The organism is Pseudomonas sp. TMW22089, assembly GCF_022496645.1.
GTDB lineage: Bacteria > Pseudomonadota > Gammaproteobacteria > Pseudomonadales > Pseudomonadaceae > Aquipseudomonas > Aquipseudomonas paraversuta.
In genome coordinates, this window is sequence record NZ_SCFG01000027.1 from 30,018 (window position 1) to 52,126 (window position 22,109).

The 22,109-nt window shown below is 58.4% G+C and carries 18 protein-coding genes; 11 read left to right on the forward strand and 7 right to left on the reverse strand.

What is annotated here, in order from left to right; genetic code table 11:
* Nucleotides 1-20: 20 nt before the first annotated feature.
* Entirely contained in the window at nucleotides 21-866 is an 846-nt protein-coding gene (locus EQV90_RS19120; protein ID WP_240878546.1) for a MoxR family ATPase, read from the reverse strand.
* 206 nt (nucleotides 867-1,072) lie between these two features.
* On the opposite strand from EQV90_RS19120, the gene cysK reads away from it, so the two are divergent.
* From cysK to EQV90_RS19135, 3 genes are all read left to right on the forward strand, one after another.
* Nucleotides 1,073-2,047 (forward strand): cysteine synthase A, encoded by a 975-nt coding sequence (gene cysK / locus EQV90_RS19125; RefSeq protein ID WP_010656467.1) that lies wholly within the window; start codon nucleotides 1,073-1,075, stop codon nucleotides 2,045-2,047.
* Between the two features lie 266 nt (nucleotides 2,048-2,313).
* Nucleotides 2,314-3,252, forward strand: coding sequence for an aspartyl/asparaginyl beta-hydroxylase domain-containing protein (locus EQV90_RS19130; RefSeq protein ID WP_003441646.1), 939 nt, complete (start codon nucleotides 2,314-2,316; stop codon nucleotides 3,250-3,252).
* Nucleotides 3,253-3,585: 333 nt separating this feature from the next.
* Nucleotides 3,586-4,449 carry a DMT family transporter gene (locus EQV90_RS19135; protein ID WP_003441648.1) on the forward strand — a complete coding sequence of 288 codons (864 nt, stop codon included), beginning with the start codon at nucleotides 3,586-3,588 and terminating at the stop codon, nucleotides 4,447-4,449.
* 67 nt (nucleotides 4,450-4,516) lie between these two features.
* Here EQV90_RS19135 and EQV90_RS19140 read toward each other — a convergent pair whose 3' ends face one another.
* Complete coding sequence (locus EQV90_RS19140) at nucleotides 4,517-5,419, reverse strand: DMT family transporter (RefSeq protein WP_003441650.1); 903 nt, start codon at nucleotides 5,417-5,419, stop codon at nucleotides 4,517-4,519.
* A 349-nt stretch (nucleotides 5,420-5,768) separates the two neighbouring features.
* Here EQV90_RS19140 and hrpA point away from each other — a divergent pair, with 349 nt between their 5' ends.
* From hrpA to EQV90_RS19160, 4 genes are all read left to right on the forward strand, one after another.
* A complete protein-coding gene (hrpA, locus tag EQV90_RS19145; protein ID WP_240878547.1) occupies nucleotides 5,769-9,683 on the forward strand; it encodes an ATP-dependent RNA helicase HrpA in 3,915 nt (1,304 codons plus the stop codon).
* A gap of 176 nt (nucleotides 9,684-9,859) precedes the next feature.
* Entirely contained in the window at nucleotides 9,860-10,981 is a 1,122-nt protein-coding gene (locus EQV90_RS19150) for a beta-ketoacyl-ACP synthase III (protein ID WP_003441654.1), read from the forward strand.
* 92 nt (nucleotides 10,982-11,073) lie between these two features.
* The gene (locus EQV90_RS19155) at nucleotides 11,074-11,682 is read left to right on the forward strand and encodes an RNA polymerase sigma factor (protein WP_003441656.1); all 609 of its coding nucleotides are present in this window, start codon (nucleotides 11,074-11,076) and stop codon (nucleotides 11,680-11,682) included.
* On the forward strand, nucleotides 11,676-11,909 hold the full coding sequence (locus tag EQV90_RS19160; protein WP_010656465.1) for a zf-HC2 domain-containing protein: 234 nt from the start codon (nucleotides 11,676-11,678) through the stop codon (nucleotides 11,907-11,909). Before EQV90_RS19155 ends, EQV90_RS19160 begins: the two co-directional genes overlap by 7 nt.
* A 68-nt stretch (nucleotides 11,910-11,977) precedes the next feature.
* Here the strand turns inward: EQV90_RS19160 and EQV90_RS19165 are convergent, their stop codons facing one another.
* Entirely contained in the window at nucleotides 11,978-13,270 is a 1,293-nt protein-coding gene (locus EQV90_RS19165; protein ID WP_029612602.1) for a putative porin, read from the reverse strand.
* Between the two features lie 264 nt (nucleotides 13,271-13,534).
* On the opposite strand from EQV90_RS19165, the gene EQV90_RS19170 reads away from it, so the two are divergent.
* Complete coding sequence (locus tag EQV90_RS19170) at nucleotides 13,535-14,659, forward strand: GNAT family N-acetyltransferase (protein WP_240878548.1); 1,125 nt, start codon at nucleotides 13,535-13,537, stop codon at nucleotides 14,657-14,659.
* Nucleotides 14,660-14,833: 174 nt separating this feature from the next.
* Here the strand turns inward: EQV90_RS19170 and EQV90_RS19175 are convergent, their stop codons facing one another.
* The 3 genes from EQV90_RS19175 to EQV90_RS19185 form a co-directional block, all read right to left on the reverse strand.
* Nucleotides 14,834-16,666, reverse strand: coding sequence for an ABC transporter ATP-binding protein (locus EQV90_RS19175; RefSeq protein ID WP_003441666.1), 1,833 nt, complete (start codon nucleotides 16,664-16,666; stop codon nucleotides 14,834-14,836).
* 142 nt (nucleotides 16,667-16,808) lie between these two features.
* Entirely contained in the window at nucleotides 16,809-17,378 is a 570-nt protein-coding gene (locus tag EQV90_RS19180) for a peptidylprolyl isomerase (RefSeq protein WP_240878549.1), read from the reverse strand.
* A gap of 162 nt (nucleotides 17,379-17,540) precedes the next feature.
* Entirely contained in the window at nucleotides 17,541-18,464 is a 924-nt protein-coding gene (locus EQV90_RS19185; protein ID WP_240878550.1) for a LysR family transcriptional regulator, read from the reverse strand.
* Between the two features lie 178 nt (nucleotides 18,465-18,642).
* Here EQV90_RS19185 and EQV90_RS19190 point away from each other — a divergent pair, with 178 nt between their 5' ends.
* From EQV90_RS19190 to EQV90_RS19200, 3 genes are all read left to right on the forward strand, one after another.
* The gene (locus EQV90_RS19190) at nucleotides 18,643-19,242 is read left to right on the forward strand and encodes an FMN-dependent NADH-azoreductase (protein WP_010656463.1); all 600 of its coding nucleotides are present in this window, start codon (nucleotides 18,643-18,645) and stop codon (nucleotides 19,240-19,242) included.
* A gap of 251 nt (nucleotides 19,243-19,493) precedes the next feature.
* Nucleotides 19,494-20,354 carry a carboxylate/amino acid/amine transporter gene (locus tag EQV90_RS19195; protein ID WP_003441675.1) on the forward strand — a complete coding sequence of 287 codons (861 nt, stop codon included), beginning with the start codon at nucleotides 19,494-19,496 and terminating at the stop codon, nucleotides 20,352-20,354.
* A 37-nt stretch (nucleotides 20,355-20,391) separates the two neighbouring features.
* A complete protein-coding gene (locus EQV90_RS19200; RefSeq protein ID WP_003441677.1) occupies nucleotides 20,392-20,952 on the forward strand; it encodes an alpha/beta hydrolase in 561 nt (186 codons plus the stop codon).
* A gap of 14 nt (nucleotides 20,953-20,966) precedes the next feature.
* On the opposite strand, the gene EQV90_RS19205 is transcribed toward EQV90_RS19200, so the two are convergent.
* The gene (locus tag EQV90_RS19205; RefSeq protein ID WP_127196221.1) at nucleotides 20,967-21,263 is read right to left on the reverse strand and encodes a hypothetical protein; all 297 of its coding nucleotides are present in this window, start codon (nucleotides 21,261-21,263) and stop codon (nucleotides 20,967-20,969) included.
* Nucleotides 21,264-22,109: the final 846 nt, after the last annotated feature.

Here is a 22,109-nt window from a genome sequence, read left to right on the forward strand (position 1 = left end):
CTTATCGCCTTCTGGAAAAATCAGCGATTAGCGCGACGGCTCATGAACGCCAGACGCTCCAGCAATTGCACGTCCTGTTCGTTCTTCACCAGAGCGCCGGCCAGTGGCGGGATGGCTTTGGTCGGATCGCGCTCGCGCAGCACGGCCTCGCCAATATTGTCGGCCATAAGCAGTTTCAGCCAGTCCACCAGCTCGGAGGTCGAAGGCTTTTTCTTCAGGCCGGGCACTTTGCGTACGTCGAAAAACACGTCCAGTGCTTCACTGACCAGTTCTTTCTTGATGTCGGGGAAGTGTACGTCGACGATCTTTTGCAGGGTGCTGCGGTCCGGGAAGCTGATGTAGTGGAAGAAGCAACGGCGCAGGAAGGCATCCGGCAGTTCTTTTTCGTTGTTGGAGGTAATGATGATGATCGGGCGCACTTTGGCCTGGATGGTTTCGTCGGTCTCGTAAACGTAGAACTCCATCTTGTCGAGTTCTTGCAGCAGGTCGTTCGGGAACTCGATGTCGGCCTTGTCGATTTCGTCGATCAGCAAAATGACCCGCTCTTCAGCTTCGAAGGCTTCCCACAACTTGCCCTTTTTCAGGTAATTGCGCACATCGTGGACTTTATCCACCCCCAGCTGCGAATCACGCAGACGGCTGACCGCGTCGTACTCGTACAGGCCCTGATGGGCCTTGGTGGTGGACTTGATGTGCCAGGTGATCAGCTTGCAACCGAAAGATTCGGCCAGTTGCTCGGCGAGCATGGTCTTGCCGGTGCCGGGTTCACCTTTGACCAGCAGCGGGCGCTCCAGGGTGATGGCCGCGTTGACCGCCAGTTTCAGGTCATCTGTGGCCACGTAGGCGCGGGTGCCTTCAAACTTCATCTGCAATTCCTCAAACCAGGACCCGGGCCCTGCAAGGGGCAGGGCGGGAGAACAAAAAAGTAAGTCCGACTATAACGCGACGCCCGTCCGAGGTGAACGCAGACGCGCCATTCAGTCTCTGAATGGCGCGTCACGCCATGACTGGACGCCCGGGAACACGAGGCCTACCCTTGAGGCCTTCCCAAAAGGTGAATAAGGACCCCGCCATGAGCCGCATTTTTGTAGATAACGCGCACTCCATCGGTAACACGCCTCTGGTACAAATCAACAGTATTGCGCCCCGTGGCGTGACTATTCTGGCCAAGATCGAGGGCCGTAACCCGGGCTATTCGGTGAAGTGCCGGATCGGCGCCAATATGATCTGGGACGCCGAAAGCCGTGGTGTGCTCAAACCCGGCATGACCATCATTGAACCGACGTCGGGCAATACCGGCATCGGTCTGGCCTTTGTCGCGGCTGCCCGCGGTTACAAATTGATGCTGACCATGCCGTCCTCCATGAGTATCGAGCGGCGCAAGGTGCTCAAGGCGCTGGGCGCCGAACTGGTACTGACCGAGCCGACCAAGGGCATGAAAGGGGCCATCGACAAGGCTGCGCAGATCTGCAATAGCGATCCTGAGCAGTACTTCATGCCCCAGCAGTTCGAAAACCCGGCCAACCCGGCAATCCATGAGAAAACCACCGGACCGGAAATCTGGAACGATACTGACGGCGGCATTGACGTGCTGGTGGCTGGAGTGGGAACCGGTGGCACCATCACCGGCATTTCCCGCTATATCAAACACACCCAGGGCAAGCCGATTCTGTCGGTTGCGGTAGAACCCATCACCTCGCCGGTCATCACCCAGGCGCTGGCCGGTGAAGAGATCAAACCCTCGCCCCACAAGATCCAGGGCATCGGTGCCGGTTTTGTACCGAAAAACCTCGATTTGTCGATTCTCGATAAAGTCGAACTGGTCAGTGATGACGAATCCAAGGCCATGGCCCTGCGTCTGATGCACGAAGAAGGCATCTTGTGCGGGATCTCATGCGGCGCGGCAATGGCTGTGGCAGTACGTTTGGCTGAAACCCCGGAAATGCAGGGCAAGACTATCGTTGTGATCCTCCCCGACTCGGGTGAGCGCTACCTGTCGAGCTACCTGTTCAGCGATATGTTCAGCGAGCAGGAATTACAGCAGTAAGCCCGTTTCCCAGGGTGCAGGCTTGCCAGCGATTCAGGCATCGTGGTGCTGTCGCAGGCAAGCCGGCCCCCGCCAGGCGGATGCAACTGACCCAAATCAAGCGCTCAGAGCTGCGACTTATGCACTATTGACTCGTTATTACGTCTTCCTTAACGCTGAATGTTGGATCAGGCGGGTTTTGCCCGGGGCCGGGAGTGTTTATCATGGCCGGCTGCCACGTTGCATGACAGACCGGGGCAGGTTGCCTATTTTCGAGGAGTTGTTGCATGACCTTATCCTTCGCCATCAAGGCAGGGTTGATACTGCTGTTTGTCGGCAGCATCCTTTACGTGCATTTGCGCGGCAAGGCGCGCCTGCCGGTGTTGCGCCAGTTCGTCAACCACTCCGCGTTCTTTGCGCCCTATAACGCCTTGATGTATCTGTTCTCCGGCGTCCCGTCCCGGCCCTACCTGGACCGCAGCAAGTTTCCCGAGCTGGATGTTCTTAAAGACAACTGGCAAGTGATTCGCGAAGAAGCCATGCACCTGTTCGATGAGGGCTATATCCGCGCCGCCGAAAAGAACAACGATGCCGGTTTTGGATCGTTCTTCAAAAAAGGCTGGAAGCGTTTTTACCTCAAGTGGTACGACAAAGCGCTGCCATCAGCCGAACTGCTGTGCCCCAAGACCGTCGAGCTGGTGAACAGCATCCCCAACGTCAAAGGCGCAATGTTTGCCCTGTTGCCGGGGGGCAGCCACCTCAACCCGCACCGTGACCCGTTCGCAGGTTCGTTGCGTTATCACCTGGGCCTGTCGACACCCAACTCGGATGCTTGCCGGATTTTCGTTGATGGCGAAGAGTATTCCTGGCGCGACGGCGAGGACGTGATGTTCGACGAGACCTACGTGCACTGGGTCAAGAATGAAACCGACATCACCCGCGTCATCCTCTTTTGTGACATCGAACGGCCGCTCACCAGCCCCCTGATGACGCGCATCAACCGCTGGGTCAGCGCTCAGCTGGGCAAAGCCACCGCTCCACAGAACACCGATGACGAGCGCGTAGGCGGCATCAACAAGGCCTATGCCTGGAGCAAGACGTTCAGCGACCGTTTCAGTGGTGTGGTCAAACAATGGAAGCGCCGTAACCCCAAACTTTACCGCGTGGCCCGTCCAATATTGGCCGTGATCGTGCTGCTGTTGTTATGGCGCTGGTTGTTCGGTTAAAGCATTGCAATTTGTATCGGGCGCTGGTTATAGTCAGCGCTCGATGAGCCCAAGCGCTCCGCATCTTCTCTCCAAAAAAGATCAGCCCATGCCGGTTTGCCTCTCCCACAGCGTTGTCGTTTCAGCAGTCTCTGCTGGCGTGGTGCCGTGCGCAAACCAGCAGCCTGCGCAGATCAGTCACTATCCCCCTCCTGTCAGCCGCACTGTGGCGTCGCCACCAGGTGTTGTTGTCGCGGGCTGAACTGATCTTTCAGCTGCCCGTACCCGCCTGAAAAACCTCTGAACTTCAGCTTTGGCTGAGTTGGCTTTTTTGCCTGATGACAGGTGTTACCCATGTTTTCGATTTCTAAAGAGTCCGCGCTGGCGGCTGTTTCCACGAGCCTGTTCGTTCTGCTGTGGAGCAGTGGTGCCATCTTCTCCAAGTGGGGGCTGGCCCATGCATCGCCCTTTGCCTTTTTGTTGATCCGTTTTGCCATCGCCTTGCTGGCGCTGGTGCTGATAATCCCGTTGATGAAGTTTCAACTACCCCGTGGCGTCAAGGGGATCAGCTATGCCCTGGCCACCGGTGTAGTGCTGTTGGGCGCCTATCAGATTTTTTACCTGCTGGCGCTGGATCTGAAAGTAACCCCGGGGGTGATGGCCACCGTGATGGGGGTGCAACCGATCCTGACCGCCGTGATCATGGAGCGGCGGCATTCCTTCAGTCGGTCTCTGGGGTTGCTGCTGGGGCTGGGCGGTTTGATCCTGGTGGTCTACCAGGGCATCGGTCTGGCAGGTTTGTCCTGGACCGGCATGCTGTATGCCTTGCTGGCACTGGCCAGCATGACGGCGGGCACCTTGATGCAAAAGCGCATTACCCAAAACCCGCTGGGTACGCTGCCGCTGCAATACCTTGCAGGGTTGCTGGTATGTGCGGTGTTTGTACCGTTTCAGCCATTTCACTTCGAACACAGTGCCGGGTTTGTGGTGCCGGTGTTGTGGATGGGGCTGGTGGTTTCAGTACTGGCGACCTTGCTGCTGTACCGGATGATCGCCAAAGGCAATCTGGTCAATGTCACCAGCCTGTTTTATCTGGTGCCGGCGGTGACCGCGGTGATGGACTATCTGATTTTCGGCAACAAACTGGCGGCTTTGAGCTTGCTGGGCATGGCGCTGATCATCATCGGGCTGGTGTTCGTGTTCCGTAAAACGGCCTGACACCCTGACCTGCAGGAGCGAGCTGTACTTGTCCCGCGATACAGCTCGCTCCTGCAGATCCCCGGACTCACGGGTTTACAGCTTTTGCCACTGCAGCAGGCTTGAGCACCAGCCATACCGCTACAGCGATCAGCAACCCGCCGTAGATATGTGCCATTGACAGCGGCTCATCCAGAAACAACGCGCCCCACAGCACGCCAAATGGCGGAATCATAAAGGTCACGGTCATGGATTTGACCGGACCAATGCTGGTCAGTAAGCGGAAGTACAGAATGTAGGCAAACGCCGTACAGACCAGTCCAAGGCCCAAAAGGGAAAGCCACACGCTTGCTCCGCCCCAACTGGCCGGCGGCTGGTTGATGGCGCTCAGGGCAAACAGTGGCAACAGAAACAGCGTGGCCCCGAGCATGCTGCCCAGTGCCGAAAGACGGGGGTCAAGCCCGCCTTGCTGATCCAGCCAGCGGCGCGCCAGGAAACCGGCAAAGCCATAACAGGTGGTGGCCAGCAGACAGGCGAGGGCGCCCATCAGCAGATCCATATCAAATGCCACTGGCCCGGCACGCGTCAGGATGCCGACTCCGAACAAGCCTAAAAACACACCGGCCATTTTGGTCGCAGTGAGTTTTTCGCTAAAGAACAACCCGCCAATCAGCACGCCCATCAGCGGTGTGGTCGCGTTGAATATTGATGAATAACCAGCAGGCAATACCTGGGCCGCCACCGAATACAACGTGGCCGGAATGCCCGAGTTGATTACCCCCAGGATCAAAATCACCTTGAGCTTACCGCCGAAATTCCAGCTCACGCGCATCAGCGCCAGAATCACCACCAGGCCGGTAGCGGCTATGGATACTCGAAAAAACGCGGTAGGAATGGTCCCGATCACCGGCGCAATAATCCGCATAAACAGAAAGCTGGCGCCCCAAATGCCTGCCAGTGACAGCATCCGTGCAATATCGACAAGTCTCACGGTGATTCCTTACAAGGTTTGAGCCGGGCAGTTTAGGGGATACAGCGCGCAAGGCAATGGCTGCCCGGGCGCAATATCCCTGTGCACGGACAACGCTCGAGGCCGGGGGGGCTGGCTACTGGTGACTGCCGGCAAGACCTGGTTTATCCGGGGGCTGGTGGCCCTGGCTGTTCTGGAACTGGCGGTGGCGGTGGCGGGAAAACCTCAGGCCACCGGCCGGCAGCTGCCCGCCTCCGAGTAACGGCGCCTTTGGCATGGATGCCATATCCAGCTGTAGATCCCGTTCACGGGGTGGGGCCAAATCTGCGACAATCCGCCCCCTGCATTTACGAAGACTTTTGCGCGCCTGATGACTGACGAATCGCCTGCTATCGACCAACTGTTGAAAAACCTTGATCAAGCCATGATTGCCGACCGCCATAAACTGCGTCGGCAATTGCATGAGCTGCGCAAAAAGCCTGACGACGTGGCCAAATTGGCCGCGTGGGCTGAGCGGGTGCAGGCGTCGTGCGCGCAGGTGAAAGCGCGGGCGGCCAGTGTGCCGCTGATTCGTTATGACGAAAACCTGCCGATCGCCGCCAAGCGCGATGAGATCAAGGCCGCGTTGCTCAAGCATCAGGTGCTGATTCTGGCCGGTGAAACCGGCTCGGGTAAAACCACCCAGTTGCCGAAAATCTGTCTGGAAATCGGTCGCGGTCAACACGGTTTGATCGGCCATACCCAGCCCCGTCGAATTGCGGCGCGCAGCGTAGCCAGCCGGGTGGCCGAAGAACTGGCCACGCCGTTGGGCGCGCTGGTGGGGTACCAGGTGCGGTTTGAGGATCAAAGCGATTCCAACACCCTGGTCAAACTGATGACTGACGGTATCCTGCTGGCCGAAACCCAGCACGACCGTTATCTGGAACGCTACGACACGATCATCGTCGACGAAGCCCACGAACGCAGCCTGAACATCGATTTTTTGCTGGGCTACCTGAAAATCCTGCTGCCGCGTCGTCCGGACCTGAAAGTTATCATCACTTCGGCCACCATCGATCTGGAGCGCTTCTCCAAGCACTTCAACGATGCGCCGATTGTCGAGGTGTCGGGCCGTACCTTCCCGGTCGAGACCTGGTATCGACCGCTGACCTCGGAGCAGGATGAAGAGGGCAACAGTGTCGAGGAAGATTTGAGCGTCGACCAGGCGATCATTGCCACCCTTGATGAAATTGCCGCCTTTGAGCGCAGTGAACGCAAAAGCCCCGGCGACGTGCTGGTGTTCTTGCCCGGTGAGCGGGAAATTCGCGACGCCGCCGAGATGCTGCGCAAGGCGCAACTCAAGCACACCGAAATTCTGCCTCTGTATGCGCGATTGTCACCTGCCGAGCAGCAGCGCATTTTCCAGTCGCACCCGGGGCGCCGCGTGGTGCTGGCAACCAACGTGGCTGAAACCTCGCTGACGGTGCCGGGCATTCGCTATGTGATCGACAGCGGCACCGCCCGTATCAGCCGCTATAGCTATCGGGCCAAGGTTCAGCGCCTGCCCATCGAAGCGATTTCCCAGGCCAGCGCCAATCAGCGTAAAGGCCGTTGCGGTCGGGTTGAACCGGGTATCTGTGTGCGTTTGTACGCCGAAGAAGACTTCAACGGGCGCCCGGAATTTACTGATCCGGAAATTCTGCGCACCAACCTTGCCGCCGTCATCTTGCAGATGTTGCATCTGCGTCTGGGCGAGATTACTGCGTTCCCGTTTATCGAACCGCCGGATGGCAAGGCCATCACTGACGGTTTCAACCTGTTGCAAGAACTGTCGGCAGTGAACCGCGAGAACCAGCTCACACCGCTGGGGCGTCAACTGGCGCGCTTGCCGGTGGACCCGCGCATGGGTCGCATGCTGCTGGAAGCAGCCAGGCTCGGCAGTTTGCAGGAAGTGTTGATTGTTGCCAGTGCGATGTCGGTACAGGACCCCCGTGAGCGTCCGCCCGAGCGCCAGCAAGCGGCGGATCAGGCCCACGCCCAATGGAAAGACGTGGACTCCGATTTCGCCGGGCTGATCAATGTCTGGCGCGGCTTTGAAGAGCAGCGCCAGGCCTTGACCGCCAGTCCGTTGCGCAGCTGGTGTCGCAAGAACTTCCTCAATTACCTGCGGCTGCGCGAATGGCGCGATTCACACCGCCAATTGAGTCTGATCTGCCGCGACATGCAGTTGACGGTCAATAAAGAACCGGCCGACTACCCCAAGCTGCACAAGGCGGTGTTGTCCGGCTTGCTCAGCCAGATCGGGCAAAAGACTGAAGAGGGGGATTACCTCGGCGCACGTCAGCGCCGGTTCTGGATTCATCCTTCTTCCGGCCTGGGTAAAAAACGCCCGCAATGGCTGATGACCGCCGAACTGGTGGAGACCACCAAGCTCTATGCGCGAATGGTGGCCAAGATCGAGCCGGACTGGATCGAGCCGCTGGCCGGGCACCTGATCAAAAAGAACTACTTTGAGCCGCACTGGGAGAAGAAGCGCGGACAAGTGGTGGCCTTTGAGCAGATCACCTTGTTCGGCCTGATCGTGGTCGGTCGGCGTGCCGTGCATTACGGGCCGATTGACCCTGTGATGTCCCGCGAGCTGTTTATCCGCGAAGGTCTGGTGCGGGGCGAAATCCAGTCGCGGGCCAAGTGCCTGACGGCCAATGCTCAACTGCTGGAGCAACTTGACGAGCTGGAGGCCAAGGCCCGGCGCCGCGATATTCTGGCCGACGAAGAAACCCTGTACGGGTTCTACGACGCGCGACTGCCTGCTGAAATTCATCAGACCGCCACCTTCGACAGCTGGTATCGCATCAACAGCCAGAAAGATCCGCAGCTGTTGATCATGCGTGAAGAAGACGTGCTGGCCCGTGAAGCCACTGAAATCACCGCCCAGCATTTCCCGGACACCCTGCATCTGGGGGATTTGACCCTGGAGCTGAGTTATCACTTCGAGCCCAACCATCCCCGTGACGGGGTGACGCTCAAAGTACCTGCGCCGTTGCTTTCGGTGTTGCCGCCCGAGCGTCTGGAATGGCTGGTGCCGGGCATGATCGAGGCCAAGTGCATTGCTCTGGTGCGCTGCCTGCCCAAGGCACTACGGAAAAACTTTGTGCCGGTGCCGGACTTCGTCAAGGCCGCCTTGCAGCGTATGGCCTACGGCGAAGGGTCGTTGCCCCAGGCACTGGGTCGCGAGCTGTTGCGCATGACCGGGGCGCGGGTGAGTGACGAAGCCTGGGCCGAAGCTGCGCAGCAGGTGGAAAACCACCTGAAAATGAATCTCGAAATTGTTGATGGCGAGGGCAAGTTTCTCGGCGAAGGCCGCGATCTGGCCGAGCTGACAGCACGCTTTGCCCAGGCCAGTCAGGCCGCGTTGGCGGTGCCGCAAACAGTGAAAAACCAGCAGCCGGTAGAGGCCAAGGTGTTTGCCCCGGTGGCTGAAAAAACCCAGCAGAAGATTGCCGGGTTGTCGATGACGGTTTATCCGGCATTGGTAGAAGAGGGCAACAGCGTCAAGGAAGGACGTTTCTCGACCCCGGCCGAGGCTGAGTATCAGCATCGTCGGGCGCTCCAGCGGTTGTTGATGCAGCAACTGGCCGAGCCGGCCAAATTCTTGCGCGCCAAGCTGCCGGGGCTGACCGAACTGGGCCTGTTGTACCGCGAGCTGGGCAGGGTCGAGAGTCTGGTGGAAGACATTCTGCTGGCCAGCCTCGACAGCTGCATCCTTGAAGGCGAAGCCGTGCTGCCGCGCGATGGTGCGGGCCTGGCTGCACTTGCCGAGCGCAAGCGCGGGGCCTGGACCGAGCACGCCGAAAAGCTGGCCAGGCTGACGCTGGATATTCTCAAGCTGTGGCACGGGCTGCAAAAGCGCTTCAAGGGCAAGATCGATCTGGCTCAAGCGGTTGCCCTGAATGACATCAAGCAGCAGCTCGGCAATCTGGTGTATCCGGGTTTTGTCCGGGAAACCCCGGCAGTCTGGCTCAAGGAACTGCCGCGCTACCTCAAGGCCATTGAAATGCGCCTGGAGAAACTCCCCGGCCAGGTCCAGAAAGACCGGGTCTGGAGTGGCGAGCTGAGCGGTTTGTGGGCGCAGTACCAGGCCCGGGCCACCAAGCATGCCCAGGAAGGCAAGCGCGACCCGCAGCTGGGGCTGTATCGCTGGTGGCTGGAGGAATATCGCGTGTCGCTGTTCGGCCAGCAGTTGGGGACCAAAGTGCCGATTTCGGACAAACGCCTGAGCAAACAATGGAGCCAGGTGGACGCCTGAATACCCTGCAGGAGCGAGCGTGCTCGCGAGCTGTCTGGCGGCTTGAAAGCTCGCTCCTGCACAGATGGACGATCGTGAAGTAACGCCAAATGTTGGCGTTTATGGCAAACTTCGCTGCTATCACTGCCTGAAATGAATTCAATATCTTCTGTTTGAACAGAATAAGAGGAACGACCGTGCATAACGTCGTCATTAGCGGCACCGGCCTGTACACCCCGGCCAACAGCATCTCCAACGAAGAGCTGGTGCAGTCTTTCAATGCCTATGTGCAGCAGTTCAATGCGGATAACAGCGCCGCCATCGAGGCCGGAGAAATCGAGCCTCTGGCCGAGTCCAGTGCCGCCTTTATCGAAAAGGCCTCAGGCATTAAAAGCCGTTTTGTGATGGACAAGGACGGCATCCTTGACCCGCAGCGCATGCGTCCACGGTTGCCTGTACGCTCCAACGATGAAATGTCGGTGCTCTGTGAAATGGCCGTTGGCGCCGCGAAGCAGGCGCTTGAGCGAGCGGGCAAAACCGCTGCCGACATCGACGGGGTCATCGTTGCCTGCTCCAACCTGCAGCGCCCGTACCCGGCCATTGCCATTGAAGTGCAACAGGCGCTGGGCATTCAAGGTTTTGGCTTTGACATGAACGTGGCCTGTTCTTCGGCGACCTTCGGCATTCAGACCGCCAGCAACAGCGTCCAGCTGGGGCAGGCCCGCGCGGTGCTGTTGATCAGCCCCGAAGTGTGCACCGGCCATCTGAACTTCCGTGACCGCGACAGTCACTTCATCTTTGGTGATGCGGCGACTGCGGTGTTGGTCGAGCGTGCCGATCTGGCCACTTCCCGGCACCAGTTCGATATCGTCGGCAGCAAACTGCTGACCACCTTTTCCAACAACATCCGCAACAACTTCGGTTTCCTCAATCGTGCTTCTGACGAATCGCCAGACAGTCCCGACAAGCTGTTCGTCCAGGAAGGCCGCAAGGTATTCCGCGATGTGTGCCCGATGGTGGCCGAGCTGATTGCCCAGCATCTGCAAGAGAACCAGCTCGACGTGGCCGATGTGAAGCGCTTCTGGCTGCACCAGGCCAACCTGAGCATGAACCACCTGATCGTCAAACGTCTGCTGGGTCGCGAAGCCTCGGTCGAAGAAGCACCGGTGATTCTCGACACCTACGCCAATACCAGTTCGGCAGGCTCGGTGATCGCCTTTCACAAGTATCAGGACGATCTGCCAGGCGGTTCGCTGGCGGTGCTCAGTTCGTTCGGTGCGGGCTATTCGATTGGCAGCATAATTCTGCGTAAACGCTGATCCCGGATCCTGCAGGAGCGAGGTTGCTCGCGAGCTTTTAAAGCGCTCGCGAGCAAGTTGGCTCCTGCAGATTCACAACAGACGAGGTATCAATGGCTGCTGACGACACTGAGTTGCTCAAGCGTCTGCTGGCCGGTGAACAGCAGGCCTTTCGGGAGCTGGTCAGCACCTATCAGGGGGCCATGCGTGCCGTGGCTTATGCCATTGTGGGCAATCGTCATGCCGACGAAGCGGTTCAGGATGCCTGGCTGGCGGTGGTACGCAATCTTGTCAGCTTTGAATCCCGTTCAAGCCTTAAAACCTGGCTGCTGACCATCACCGCCAACGCTGCCAAAAACCGCTACAAGCAAAATCGTCGGGAAGTGCTGCTCGACGATTTACCTTCGCCCCACGGTACGATCGACGATGATCGGTTCTCTTCTGACGGGCACTGGCTGCTGGCGCCTCTGGCCTGGCATCAGGACACCCCCGAAGCCCTGCTCACAGAGCATGAGTTGCGCGAATGCCTGGAGCAAACGCTGCTCAGTCTGCCGCAGTTGCAAAGCAGTGTGCTGGTACTGCGCGATCGTCAGGGGCTTGAGCTGGAGGAGATTTGTAATCTTTTGCAGATATCGCTCTCCAATGCCAGGGTGCTGGTGCATCGTGCCCGACTTAAAGTCTTCGCCACCGTGGAGCATTTCGAGGAAACCGGGGAATGTTGACCTGCAAACAATATGTTGCCCGATCGAGCGACTACCTGGATGGTCAGCTGACATTTCGTCAGCGCCTGCAGATGCGCCATCATGTGCTGTTTTGCCCCAATTGCAGGCGTTTTACCCGGCAAATGCGGTTGATGGGAGCCGCGCTTAAAACATTGCCGGAACCACCACCGGTCGATCTTGAGATGACGGTCAAGCGGATGATGCGCGAGCAGTCAGGCGGGCAATAAAGCGTTGGGCGCAGGCATCGTCGACGGATAAGAGGGGATCGACGCGACCTGCGCTCAACAGGTTGCTCTTAGAACTTGGCTTCTACGTCCAGTTGCAGCGTGTTGGCATTGGCATCCTTCTGCGTGGAGGTTGCGTAGTCAGCCTTGGTCAGGAAGTACGTCACGCCCAGACCAAAGTTCTTGTCGATCTCGTAGCCCAGTTTGATCTTGTGCCCCCGTGAACCGGTAGTGCCGTTGGCAAAGTCAGAGTCAGTGAATGCCCCCACCACCGCGTTACGCTGAATATCGCGGTAGTTGTAGTCCAGGCTGAAGGCGTTCAGCTTGCTTTTGAAACCCACCAGCCAGGCATTGTCCTGATCGCTGTCGGTGGCTGCGTTATGTACGTATTGACCGTACAGCGACAGCGGCACTGGCAGGTTGGCGATATCGACCTGGCCGAAGCCTTCGTACAGGCGGAACTCGTCAGTGCTGTTGCCGTTGACTGCCAGCGCACATGGCGTGGTCTTGGTGCCGGTAGTAGGGCAGGCGCTGTCCTTGTCATTGTTGTAACTGTAAACACTGCCGCCCAGGGTCACTTTCAGGCTGTCGGTGGGTGCGAAACGGGCGCCCAGTTGACCGGCATACAGGCTCAAGTCGTTGCGAAACTGCACGCCTTCGCCGTCGACGTTGTCTTTGAGGGTGTAGTAGCCGGCGCTACCGAACATCTCGACGCCGCTGTTACCCAGGTTGTGCTTGTAAGTGGCGGCCAGACCTTCCGGGTTGATATCGCTATCCCAGATCACGTCGCCCATGCTGACCCACGGCTGGGGCATTTTGCCGCCAATCAGGTGCAGGTCCTTGACGGCTGTCGGGTGATAATCGATGTAGGCCTGATCGAGCCACAGTTGTTTCTTGTCGAAGTAGTTGTCCAGATCCTGGTTGGTGGAGCGGGCATCGTCGCCTCCGCCGGTGGCGATACGGATACCGGTATTCACTTGCGGGTTGATTTCGGTGTAGGCGCCCAGACGAGCACGAATTCGTTGGCGATCCTTGTTTTTACCATCGGACTCACCATCGATCTTGACCGTTTCCTGGCGAACCCTGACGTCGCCCTTGAATTCGGTCTTGGCCGCCCAGGCCACTTTTTGTTCGAAGGCGCTGAGGTCCGATTTTTTCACCTGATTGGCGGCTGCTTCTTGTTGGGCCTGTTTTTCGCTGGTGAGTTCGGTTTGCAGCTCGGCATATTGGGCCGGTGAAATGGAACCGTTGGCTTTAAGCATTTCGAGCAGTTTGGCATCGACTCCGGCACTGGCCGGGACGCTCATGGCCAGTACCAGTCCGCCACACAGTCCCGCCGCAACCCGTGTAGATACAAGACGCATATGAAACTCCCAGTGTTGAGATGGCCCTGGCCATCTCAGGAAAAATCGGCCCTTGATGGGCTCGCGTTAATGAGGCTTGAGCCTGTTGCAAACAAACCGCTCATAACCCTGCGTTCTAAGAAGCGGCGCCAGTATCGCGGCTGGACATGACAGAAAAGTGGCAAAGTGATATCGAATCTGTGACAGCGGTTTCGCCAGCCAACAGCTCCCACCGGGCATCAGGTGCTACCATCGCCGCTCTACGTCGCACTCCGGGGACAACCAATGCCGTTACACCGCCTGGACAGCCTGTCCGCCATCTCGGCCCACGAATGGGATGCATTGGTGCCAGTGGCGCAACCGTTCCTGCGCCATGCTTTTCTGAGTGCACTGGAAGACAGTGCTAGCCTGGGCCCCCATTCCGGCTGGCAGCCCGAGCACCTGCTGCATTATGAAAATGGTCAGTTGCTGGCAGCGCTTCCCAGTTATCGCAAATGGCACTCCTACGGCGAATACGTGTTCGATCATGAATGGGCCAATGCCTGCGAGCGGGCGGGTATCGAGTACTACCCCAAGCTGCTGACGGCGGTGCCGTTCAGCCCGGTCAGCGGCTCGCGATTGCTGGCGGCCAGTAGTGCCGACGGGCTTGAACTGCTGGCTGCATTGCCCGGTTACCTGGAGATAGAAGGGCTCTCCAGCGCCCATATCAATTTCACCGATGCGCTGGCCGATACGGCCTTGTCACAGCAGCCCGGCTGGCTGCAGCGGCTGGGCTGCCAGTTTCATTGGCAAAATCGCGGGTACCGTGACTTTCAGGACTTTCTCGATGGTTTGAGCTCGCGCAAACGCAAGCAAATGCGCAAAGAGCGCGAGCAAGTGGCGGGGCAGGGATTCGAGTTTGAATGGCTCGAAGGTCAGCAGGTGAGCGAGGCGCAGTGGGATTTCGTGTATGCCTGCTATGCCAACACCTACGCAGTGCGTCGACAAACCCCGTATCTGACCCGTGAATTTTTCAGCCTGTTGGCCGAGCGCATGCCCGAGTCCATTCGTGTGGTGCTGGCCAGACAGGGCTCAAGCCCGGTGGCAATGGCCTTCAGCCTGGTGGGCGGCGACAGCCTGTATGGTCGCTACTGGGGGTGCCTGGGCGAGTTCGACCGATTGCACTTCGAGACCTGTTTCTATCAGGGCATGGACTACGCCATCGCAGGCGGTATTCAGCGCTTTGACGCCGGTGCCCAGGGTGAGCACAAGCTGATACGCGGCTTTGAGCCGGTCATCACTCACTCCTGGCATTACTTGCGCCATCAGGGATTGAAAGCGGCAGTGAGTGATTTTCTGGCGCGTGAGCGAGTGGGGGTGCTGGCGTATGCCGAAGAGGCGAGGTCGGCTCTGCCTTACCGGCAGGCCTGATCCTCGCCGGGATGATCAACATCGCCGTCTTCAGCATTTCGCACACCCGCCCCGGGATTATTGAAATACACCAGGGCGCCAAGGATTGGCAAACGCCCTGAAAAACCCCAGAGCCCTTAAAAACCGGGCGCTGGCGCTGTGTATCAGTGGCGTTGCAGAGCTGCTTTTTTAAACTCAGTCCAGACCGACAAAACCGCCTGTCTGGTGCTGCCACAGGCGCGCGTACAAACCGCCGTGGGCGAGCAGTTCGGCATGGGTTCCGGACTCTGCAATATGGCCTTTCTCCAGGACCACCAGGCGGTCCATGCGGGCGATGGTGGACAGCCGGTGAGCGATGGCAATCACGGTTTTGCCTTGCATCAGGGTTTCGAGGCTTTCCTGAATGGCTGCTTCAACTTCGGAGTCCAGCGCCGAGGTGGCCTCGTCCATGATCAGGATTGGCGCGTTCTTGAGCAGTACCCGGGCAATGGCGATGCGCTGGCGCTGGCCCCCCGAGAGCTTGACCCCGCGCTCGCCCACGTGGGCGTCGAAGCCGCTACGGCCCTGGGCATCTGACAGGTTCGGGATGAACTCGTCGGCGCGGGCCTTGCGTACGGCCTCCCAGAGCTCTTCATCGGTGGCATCCGGTTTGCCGTACAGCAGATTGTCGCGGATCGAGCGATGCAGCAGTGAGGTGTCCTGGGTAATCATGCCGATTTGTTCGCGCAGGCTTTCCTGGGTCACTTGGGCGATATTCTGACCGTCGATCAGGATTTTTCCGCCTTGCAAGTCGTACAGGCGCAACAGCAGATTGACCAGCGTTGACTTGCCCGCGCCGGAAGGACCGATCAAGCCGATTTTCTCGCCGGGTTTGATCACCAGATTGAGGTCGCTGATGATGCCGCTGCGTTTGCCGTAGTGGAAGTCCACGTGCTCAAAGCGCACTTCGCCGCGCTCTACATTCAGGCGCGGAGCCTGTTCGCGATCAGTCACGGCCACAGGCTGGGCAATGGTCTGCAAGCCGTCCTGGACCATACCGATGTTTTCAAAGATGCCGTTGACTACCCACATGATCCAGCCGGACATGTTGACGATACGAATCACCAGGCCTGTGGCCAGGGCAATGGCCCCCACGCTGATCAGCGACTGGCTCCACAGCCACAATGCCAGACCGCTGGTGGTGACGATCAACAGGCCGTTGAGGGTGGTGATGGTGACATCCATGCTGGTCACTACGCGGCTCGCCAGCTGGGTTTTTTCGGTCTGCTCGATGATTGCTTCGCGGGCGTATTGCTGCTCGAAGTTGGTATGGGCAAAGAGTTTGAGGGTGGTGATATTGGTATAGCCGTCAACGATCCGGCCCATCAGTTTGGAGCGGGCATCGGAGGACACCACCGAGCGTTCTTTGACCCGGGGCACGAAGTAGTACAGGGCGCCGATATAGCAGGCGATCCAGGTCAGCAGCGGGATCATCAGACGCCAGTCAGCCTCGGCAAACAGCACCAGCGAGCTGATGGCATAGATCAATACATGCCACAGGGCATCGACCGCCTGCACCGCCGAGTCACGCAGCGAGTTGCCGGTTTGCATGATGCGCTGGGCGATCCGGCCGGCGAAGTCGTTTTGAAAGAAGTTGAGGCTTTGCTTGAGCACGTAGCTGTGGTTTTGCCAGCGGATCATGCTGGTCATGCTCGGGCTCAGGGTCTGGTGCACCAGCAGGTCATGCAGGCCGAAGAAAATCGGGCGGATGATCAGTGCGACGACTGCCATCCAGATCAGTTCGTTGCTGTGGATCTTGAAGAAGTCGGTGTTGGGTGTGCCCTGGGTCAGGTCAATCAGTGTGCTCAGGTAGCTGAACAGTGAGACCTCGATCAAGGCGGCAATCAGCCCGACCACCAGCAGGGCGGCAAAGATCGGCCACACCTGACGCAGGTAGTAGTAATAAAACGCCCAGACGGTACTGGGTGGAGCAGGCGTGGGTGCTTCGCGGAAAATATCGATCAGCTTTTCAAAATAGCGATAAAGCATTGGCACTGACGCCCGCAGTGCGGGCTCTCCTTTAGTGGTATGACCCCGCACCCTCCTGCAGGAGCGAGCTTCCAGAAATTGACCCGAAAGCTCGCTCTTGCTGGTTCAGTGTTCGGTCAAAGTCCTTGTGTGAACCATTGCCTCAGTCAACGCGCTTGGCGGACTTGATCAATACGGGATCGATCGGGACATTCTGCATGCCTTGCTTGGTGGTGGTCTGCGAGTTGACGATCTGGTCAACCACGTCCATGCCATTCACCACCTTGGCGAATACCGCATAACCGGCGTCACGGCCCGGATCCAGAAACGCGTTGTCAGCCACGTTGATAAAGAACTGGCTGGTGGCGGAGTTCGGGTTGGACGTACGGGCCATCGACAGGGTGCCGCGCACGTTGTGCAGGCCGTTGCTGGCTTCGTTCCTGATCGGGTCGCGGGTCGGCTTTTGGGTCATTTGTTCGGTAAAACCGCCGCCTTGCACCATAAAGCCAGGAATCACACGGTGGAAAATGGTGTTGTTGTAGAAGCCGCTGTCGACGTACTCCAGAAAGTTTTTGCTGCTGATCGGAGCCTTGACCGGGTCCAGTTCAATTTCGATCTGGCCGAAACTGGTGTCCAGCACAACATGGGGCGCTTTGGTCGGTGCGGTGGTGGCCGCCATCAGGTTGGCAGCGAGCAGCAGGGCACCGGCGGCGAGGGCGATTTTTTTCAGCATGGGTTCAGGATCCTGGACAGTGAGAGCAACTGCGCGAGGTAACTCACGCGCGATGGAATAGGGTGATGAAGGCGCCAGTGAGTTCAGACTGGCCGCCGACCTTGGACAGGATATTCGCGATCATTGTTCCTGCCCACCGTTGTCATGCCCGAGCAAGCTTGATCAGCCTTGCAGAGGGGCAGCAAAAGGCGCGTCCAGGGGCGCGGTATCGAAGGTGCGCAATAGTTCGACAAGTATTTGTGTGGCCGGGCCCAGGGGTTTGTCTTTGTTGGAGTACAGAAAGAACAGCGGGTGACGGCTGCCGCCCTGATCCATAGGCAACTGTTTGAGCACGCCTTCCTTGAGCTCGCGTTCAATCATGTGTCGCGGCAACCAGGCAAATCCCAGGCCGCTGCCCACAAAGGCTGCAGCCGTGGCCAGGCTGCCGACGGTCCAGCGCTGTTCCGCTCCCAGCCAGCCCATGTCGCGCGGTTGCTGGCGTCCCGAGTCGCGGATCACCACCTGCAGCTGGCTTTCGAGGTCCTGGAAATGCAGCTCGCGCTGCAGGCGATGCAGCGGGTGATCAGGGTGAGCTACGGCAACAAACTCCACGGCACTGAGCTCGGCGCCCAGATAGCCGGGGATGTTGAAGCTGCTGATGGCCAGGTCAGCCACGCCTTCCAGCAGCACTTCTTCAACGCCCGACAGCACTTCTTCGCGCAAGCGCACACGGCAACCGCGGCTTTGCGGCATGAACGCGGTCAGGGCGCGTACCAACCGTGCATTGGGGTAGGCCGCATCGACCACTAGCCGCACTTCGGCTTCCCAGCCTTGCTCCATGTGGTGGGCCAGGTCTTCGAGCTGGCTGGCCTGTTTGACCAGTTGCCGGGAACGGCGCAGCAATACGCCACCGGCTTCGGTGAGTACTGCCTTGCGCCCGTCGATCCGTAACAACGGCACGCCGAGTTGATCCTGCATGCGGGCTACGGTGTAGCTGACCGATGATTGCGAGCGATGCAGAACTTCGGCGGCTTGAGCGAAGCCGCCGTGGTCGACCACCGCTTGCAGGGTGCGCCATTGATCAAGGGTTACACGGGGCGCCTTCACGATGAATTCCTTTGCCGGAGTCTGTGTTATTGCGATCTGCAGCAATGGCTACAGGTTTTCGCTATATAAACAGGATTATAGATAGGTTGTAGCAATTTTTTGCGCTTTTTCATCGAACCTATGCACTCTAATCTTACCTCCATCGCCTTACAGCATTTACCGATGGAGTCTAGCCAGCATGTCACGAGTTCTGATCATTGAAAGCAGTGCCCGTCAGCAGGATTCATTTTCCCGCCAGCTGACCCGGCAGTTCATCAGTCAATGGCAATCGCTCCACCCTGATGATCAGATCACCGTTCGCGACCTGGCGTTGAACCCGGTACCGCACCTGGACGCTGACCTGCTGGGTGGCTGGATGAAGCCCGAAGAACAACGTTCTGCAGCCGAGAAAGCCTCTCTGCAGCGCTCCAACGAGCTCACCGATGAGCTGCTGGCGGCTGATGTGCTGTTGATGGCGGCGCCGATGTACAACTTTGCGATTCCCAGCACCCTCAAAGCCTGGCTTGACCATGTTCTGCGGGCCGGCACCACCTTCAAATACACAGACACCGGGCCCCAGGGGCTGCTGACCGGCAAGAAAGCCTACGTGCTGACGGCGCGTGGCGGGATCTATGCCGGCAGCCCGGCGGACCATCAGGAACCCTACCTGCGTCAGGTGATGGCATTTATCGGCATTCATGACCTGACCTTTATCCATGCCGAAGGGATGAACCTGGGCGGTGATTTTCAGGAAAAAGGTTTGAACCAGGCCAAGGCCCGGGTTTCTGAAGTCGCATAGGCTGTTAATCGACAGATAATCGGCGGCTGGCTAAATCGTTTCATTGCTCCTTCAAGCATGCGGTTCGCGCATCGAACCTCCCTTTGCACTTCTCTCCTGAGTGCTCACACCCGGTCAGCTTTAACGCTGGACCGGGTTTTTTTTGACAGGCATTTCGCCAGCGGCGCAAAACCGCTAATGTCGCGCCCTGCGAAACAAGCCGGCGGCCGTATCTGCTGTCAGGCAATCACGACATTCCGGGCGAGACACTCATGGGTTATCTGTTAATTGTGACGCTGATTCAGGCGTTTTCCTTCAGCTTGATCGGTGAGTATCTGGCTGGACACGTCGACAGCTACTTTGCAGTACTGGTGCGCGTGGTACTGGCCGGGCTGGTGTTTATTCCGCTGACCCGCTGGCGCCAGGTGGAACCCGGTTTCATGCGCGGCATGCTGCTGATCGGCGCCTTGCAGTTCGGCATTACCTACGTCTGTCTGTACCTGAGCTTTCGCGTGCTCACGGTGCCCGAAGTCCTGTTGTTCACCATCCTCACGCCGTTGCACGTGACCCTGATCGAAGATGCCCTTAACCGGCGCTTCAACCCATGGGCACTGGTGGCGGCGCTGGTGGCTGTATCGGGGGCGGCCGTGATTCGCTTCGACAGCATCAGCGGGGACTTCTTTAAAGGCTTCCTGTTGTTACAACTGGCCAACTTCACCTATGCCGCCGGTCAGGTGCTTTACAGGCGTCTGGTGGCGCGTTATCCGAGCGAGCTGCCGCATTACCGGCGTTTCGGTTTCTTTTACCTCGGCGCTTTGGCGGTGGTATTGCCGGCCTTCCTGGCATTCGGCAAAGCCGACTTTTTACCCGACGCGCCTTTGCAATGGGCCGTGCTGGTGTTCCTGGGGCTGGTCTCCACGGCCCTGGGCATGTACTGGTGGAACAAGGGGGCCTGCCTGGTCACCGGTGGCACCCTGGCGGTGATGAACAACTTGCATGTGCCGGTGGGTTTATTGCTCAACCTGCTGATCTGGAACCAGCACGAGCCTCTGGGCCGGCTGTTGCTGGGGGGGCTGGTGATTCTGTTTGCCGTCTGGCTTAGCCGGCTAGACCGCAGGGCTGCGACGGTCTAAGGTTTTCGGCAACCCATCCACCTAATGGAGACCAGAGATGACAGTCAGGGTGTTGATCTTGCCGGGCCTGTTCAATTCAGGGGCAGAGCATTGGCAATCGCAGTGGGAGCAGCGTTACAGCGGGCTGCACCGGGTTAAACAGCAGGACTGGGAAACCCCGACCTGCACGGATTGGGTGCAGCGCCTGCAAGAGAAAGTCGCAGGCAGCCAGCGCCCTGTAGTCCTGGTGGGCCATAGCCTGGCCTGTACGCTGATTGCGCGCTGGGCACAGCAGCACCCGCAAGCGGCGGAACGTGTGCGCGGCGCGTTACTGGTAGCGCCCAGCGATACCGAAGCCGACAGTTACCCGCCGGGCACCTCGGGTTTTACCCCCATGCCGCTCAATCGCCTGCCTTTCCCCTCGATTACCGTTGCCAGCACGGACGACCCCTATGTCTCCAGCGCCCGGGCAAGTGCCTTCAGCGATGCCTGGGGCAGCGAACTGGTGTGGTTGCAAAAGGCGGGGCATATCAATGGTGATACCGGTTACGGTATATGGCCGCAAGGTATCGGGCTCTTATTCAAACTCACCGGCGATCCGCAATTTAAATCCCAATGATGTTACAAGCCGCATTAACCCTCCTGATCCAAGACATGAGGGTGTGCGGCTTTAATCAATGAATCGCACCAGGGGTTAGCTGCGCCAAAGCTCTGTTGCAGCCAGTCAGCAGGCACATACACATGATCAAAACAAATAAGGCTCGGTACTTTCTCGTGTAATGATGCAAAGCTGACTTCTTTTTCCGAACCTCCCATGGCCGCAGCCATAAATAGAGTGCCGTCCGCTGTCAGTGCTAATGAACGCTTCCAGACGGGTAAGTGACGTGTTCTTTTGCAGGTGGGTTTTATCCAGCGTATAGGGCGGGCCACGGAATATATCTCCATGTTATGGGGCGGGTGCTGTATTGGACGGCTGTGGCAATGAGTAGGGGGTGTTGCAGGGGGCCTTCATTTATCAGCGTCCGGGTCTGTGGCTGGGCGAGTAGCGGCGGGCTGAAAATGTCTCTGGCACGTGGCTGTGCAAAACAGGCACAGGCTCTGGCAGTGCCGGAGCAACCGGTGTAAGTGCGGGCGTGTCATTCGATAAGCTCATGGGGCTGACTTAAGGGAGGCACGGTAGCGCAGGGGGGGAAGGGGGGGCTTGTGCGCAGTCTTAATAAACCTTACGCAACCATAATGCGTGTCGATTTCCAGTCAGAAAACACAATGGTTCAATCGAGGGCTACTGAAGTTTGACGGGTTTGGTGCCGGCCGCTTTGAGCGCGGGAAATGCCGGGTTTTTTGCAATTAACAATAGTGTGGTCGTCGGTGTGTACCCGGTTGTGCGTTTGTCTCTATCTTGTTCCTCCCACCTTGGCGGGTAAACGCTCTACCTCAAAGGACTGGCAAAACACCCGCAGACCTGGCCCGGGTGTTTTGCGGCCGACACTTGCATGGCACCTACCGGGGTACATGGCATACGCCGGTCAGAAAATTGTTAATGTTGTAGTAGTACTCGTTATCGGAAAAATAATTGAACGTCATCAGGCCGCCATGCATTCCCCTGGACATGAAGGGTGTGTTCTTGCCAGCCGTGTCGTTATCGAAAGTGAATCGCCCCTAGTTTCGTAGACACCTCCAAGCCTTAAAATGAGGCCCATTAGGAGGTGCCATGAGCAACCAGCGATATCCCGAAGAATTCAAAATCCAGGCGGTCAAACAAGTGACCGAAAAGAA

Bases quoted from the DNA above. Each gene is read 5' to 3' on its own strand.
- EQV90_RS19120 (WP_240878546.1), bottom strand. From the start codon at position 866: ATGAAGTTTGAAGGCACCCGCGCCTACGTGGCCACAGATGACCTGAAA.
- cysK (WP_010656467.1), top strand. From the start codon at position 1,073: ATGAGCCGCATTTTTGTAGATAACGCGCACTCCATCGGTAACACGCCT.
- EQV90_RS19130 (WP_003441646.1), top strand. From the start codon at position 2,314: ATGACCTTATCCTTCGCCATCAAGGCAGGGTTGATACTGCTGTTTGTC.
- EQV90_RS19135 (WP_003441648.1), top strand. From the start codon at position 3,586: ATGTTTTCGATTTCTAAAGAGTCCGCGCTGGCGGCTGTTTCCACGAGC.
- hrpA (WP_240878547.1), top strand. From the start codon at position 5,769: ATGACTGACGAATCGCCTGCTATCGACCAACTGTTGAAAAACCTTGAT.
- EQV90_RS19155 (WP_003441656.1), top strand. From the start codon at position 11,074: ATGGCTGCTGACGACACTGAGTTGCTCAAGCGTCTGCTGGCCGGTGAA.
- EQV90_RS19160 (WP_010656465.1), top strand. From the start codon at position 11,676: ATGTTGACCTGCAAACAATATGTTGCCCGATCGAGCGACTACCTGGAT.
- EQV90_RS19165 (WP_029612602.1), bottom strand. From the start codon at position 13,270: ATGCGTCTTGTATCTACACGGGTTGCGGCGGGACTGTGTGGCGGACTG.
- EQV90_RS19170 (WP_240878548.1), top strand. From the start codon at position 13,535: ATGCCGTTACACCGCCTGGACAGCCTGTCCGCCATCTCGGCCCACGAA.
- EQV90_RS19175 (WP_003441666.1), bottom strand. From the start codon at position 16,666: ATGCTTTATCGCTATTTTGAAAAGCTGATCGATATTTTCCGCGAAGCA.
- EQV90_RS19180 (WP_240878549.1), bottom strand. From the start codon at position 17,378: ATGCTGAAAAAAATCGCCCTCGCCGCCGGTGCCCTGCTGCTCGCTGCC.
- EQV90_RS19190 (WP_010656463.1), top strand. From the start codon at position 18,643: ATGTCACGAGTTCTGATCATTGAAAGCAGTGCCCGTCAGCAGGATTCA.
- EQV90_RS19195 (WP_003441675.1), top strand. From the start codon at position 19,494: ATGGGTTATCTGTTAATTGTGACGCTGATTCAGGCGTTTTCCTTCAGC.
- EQV90_RS19200 (WP_003441677.1), top strand. From the start codon at position 20,392: ATGACAGTCAGGGTGTTGATCTTGCCGGGCCTGTTCAATTCAGGGGCA.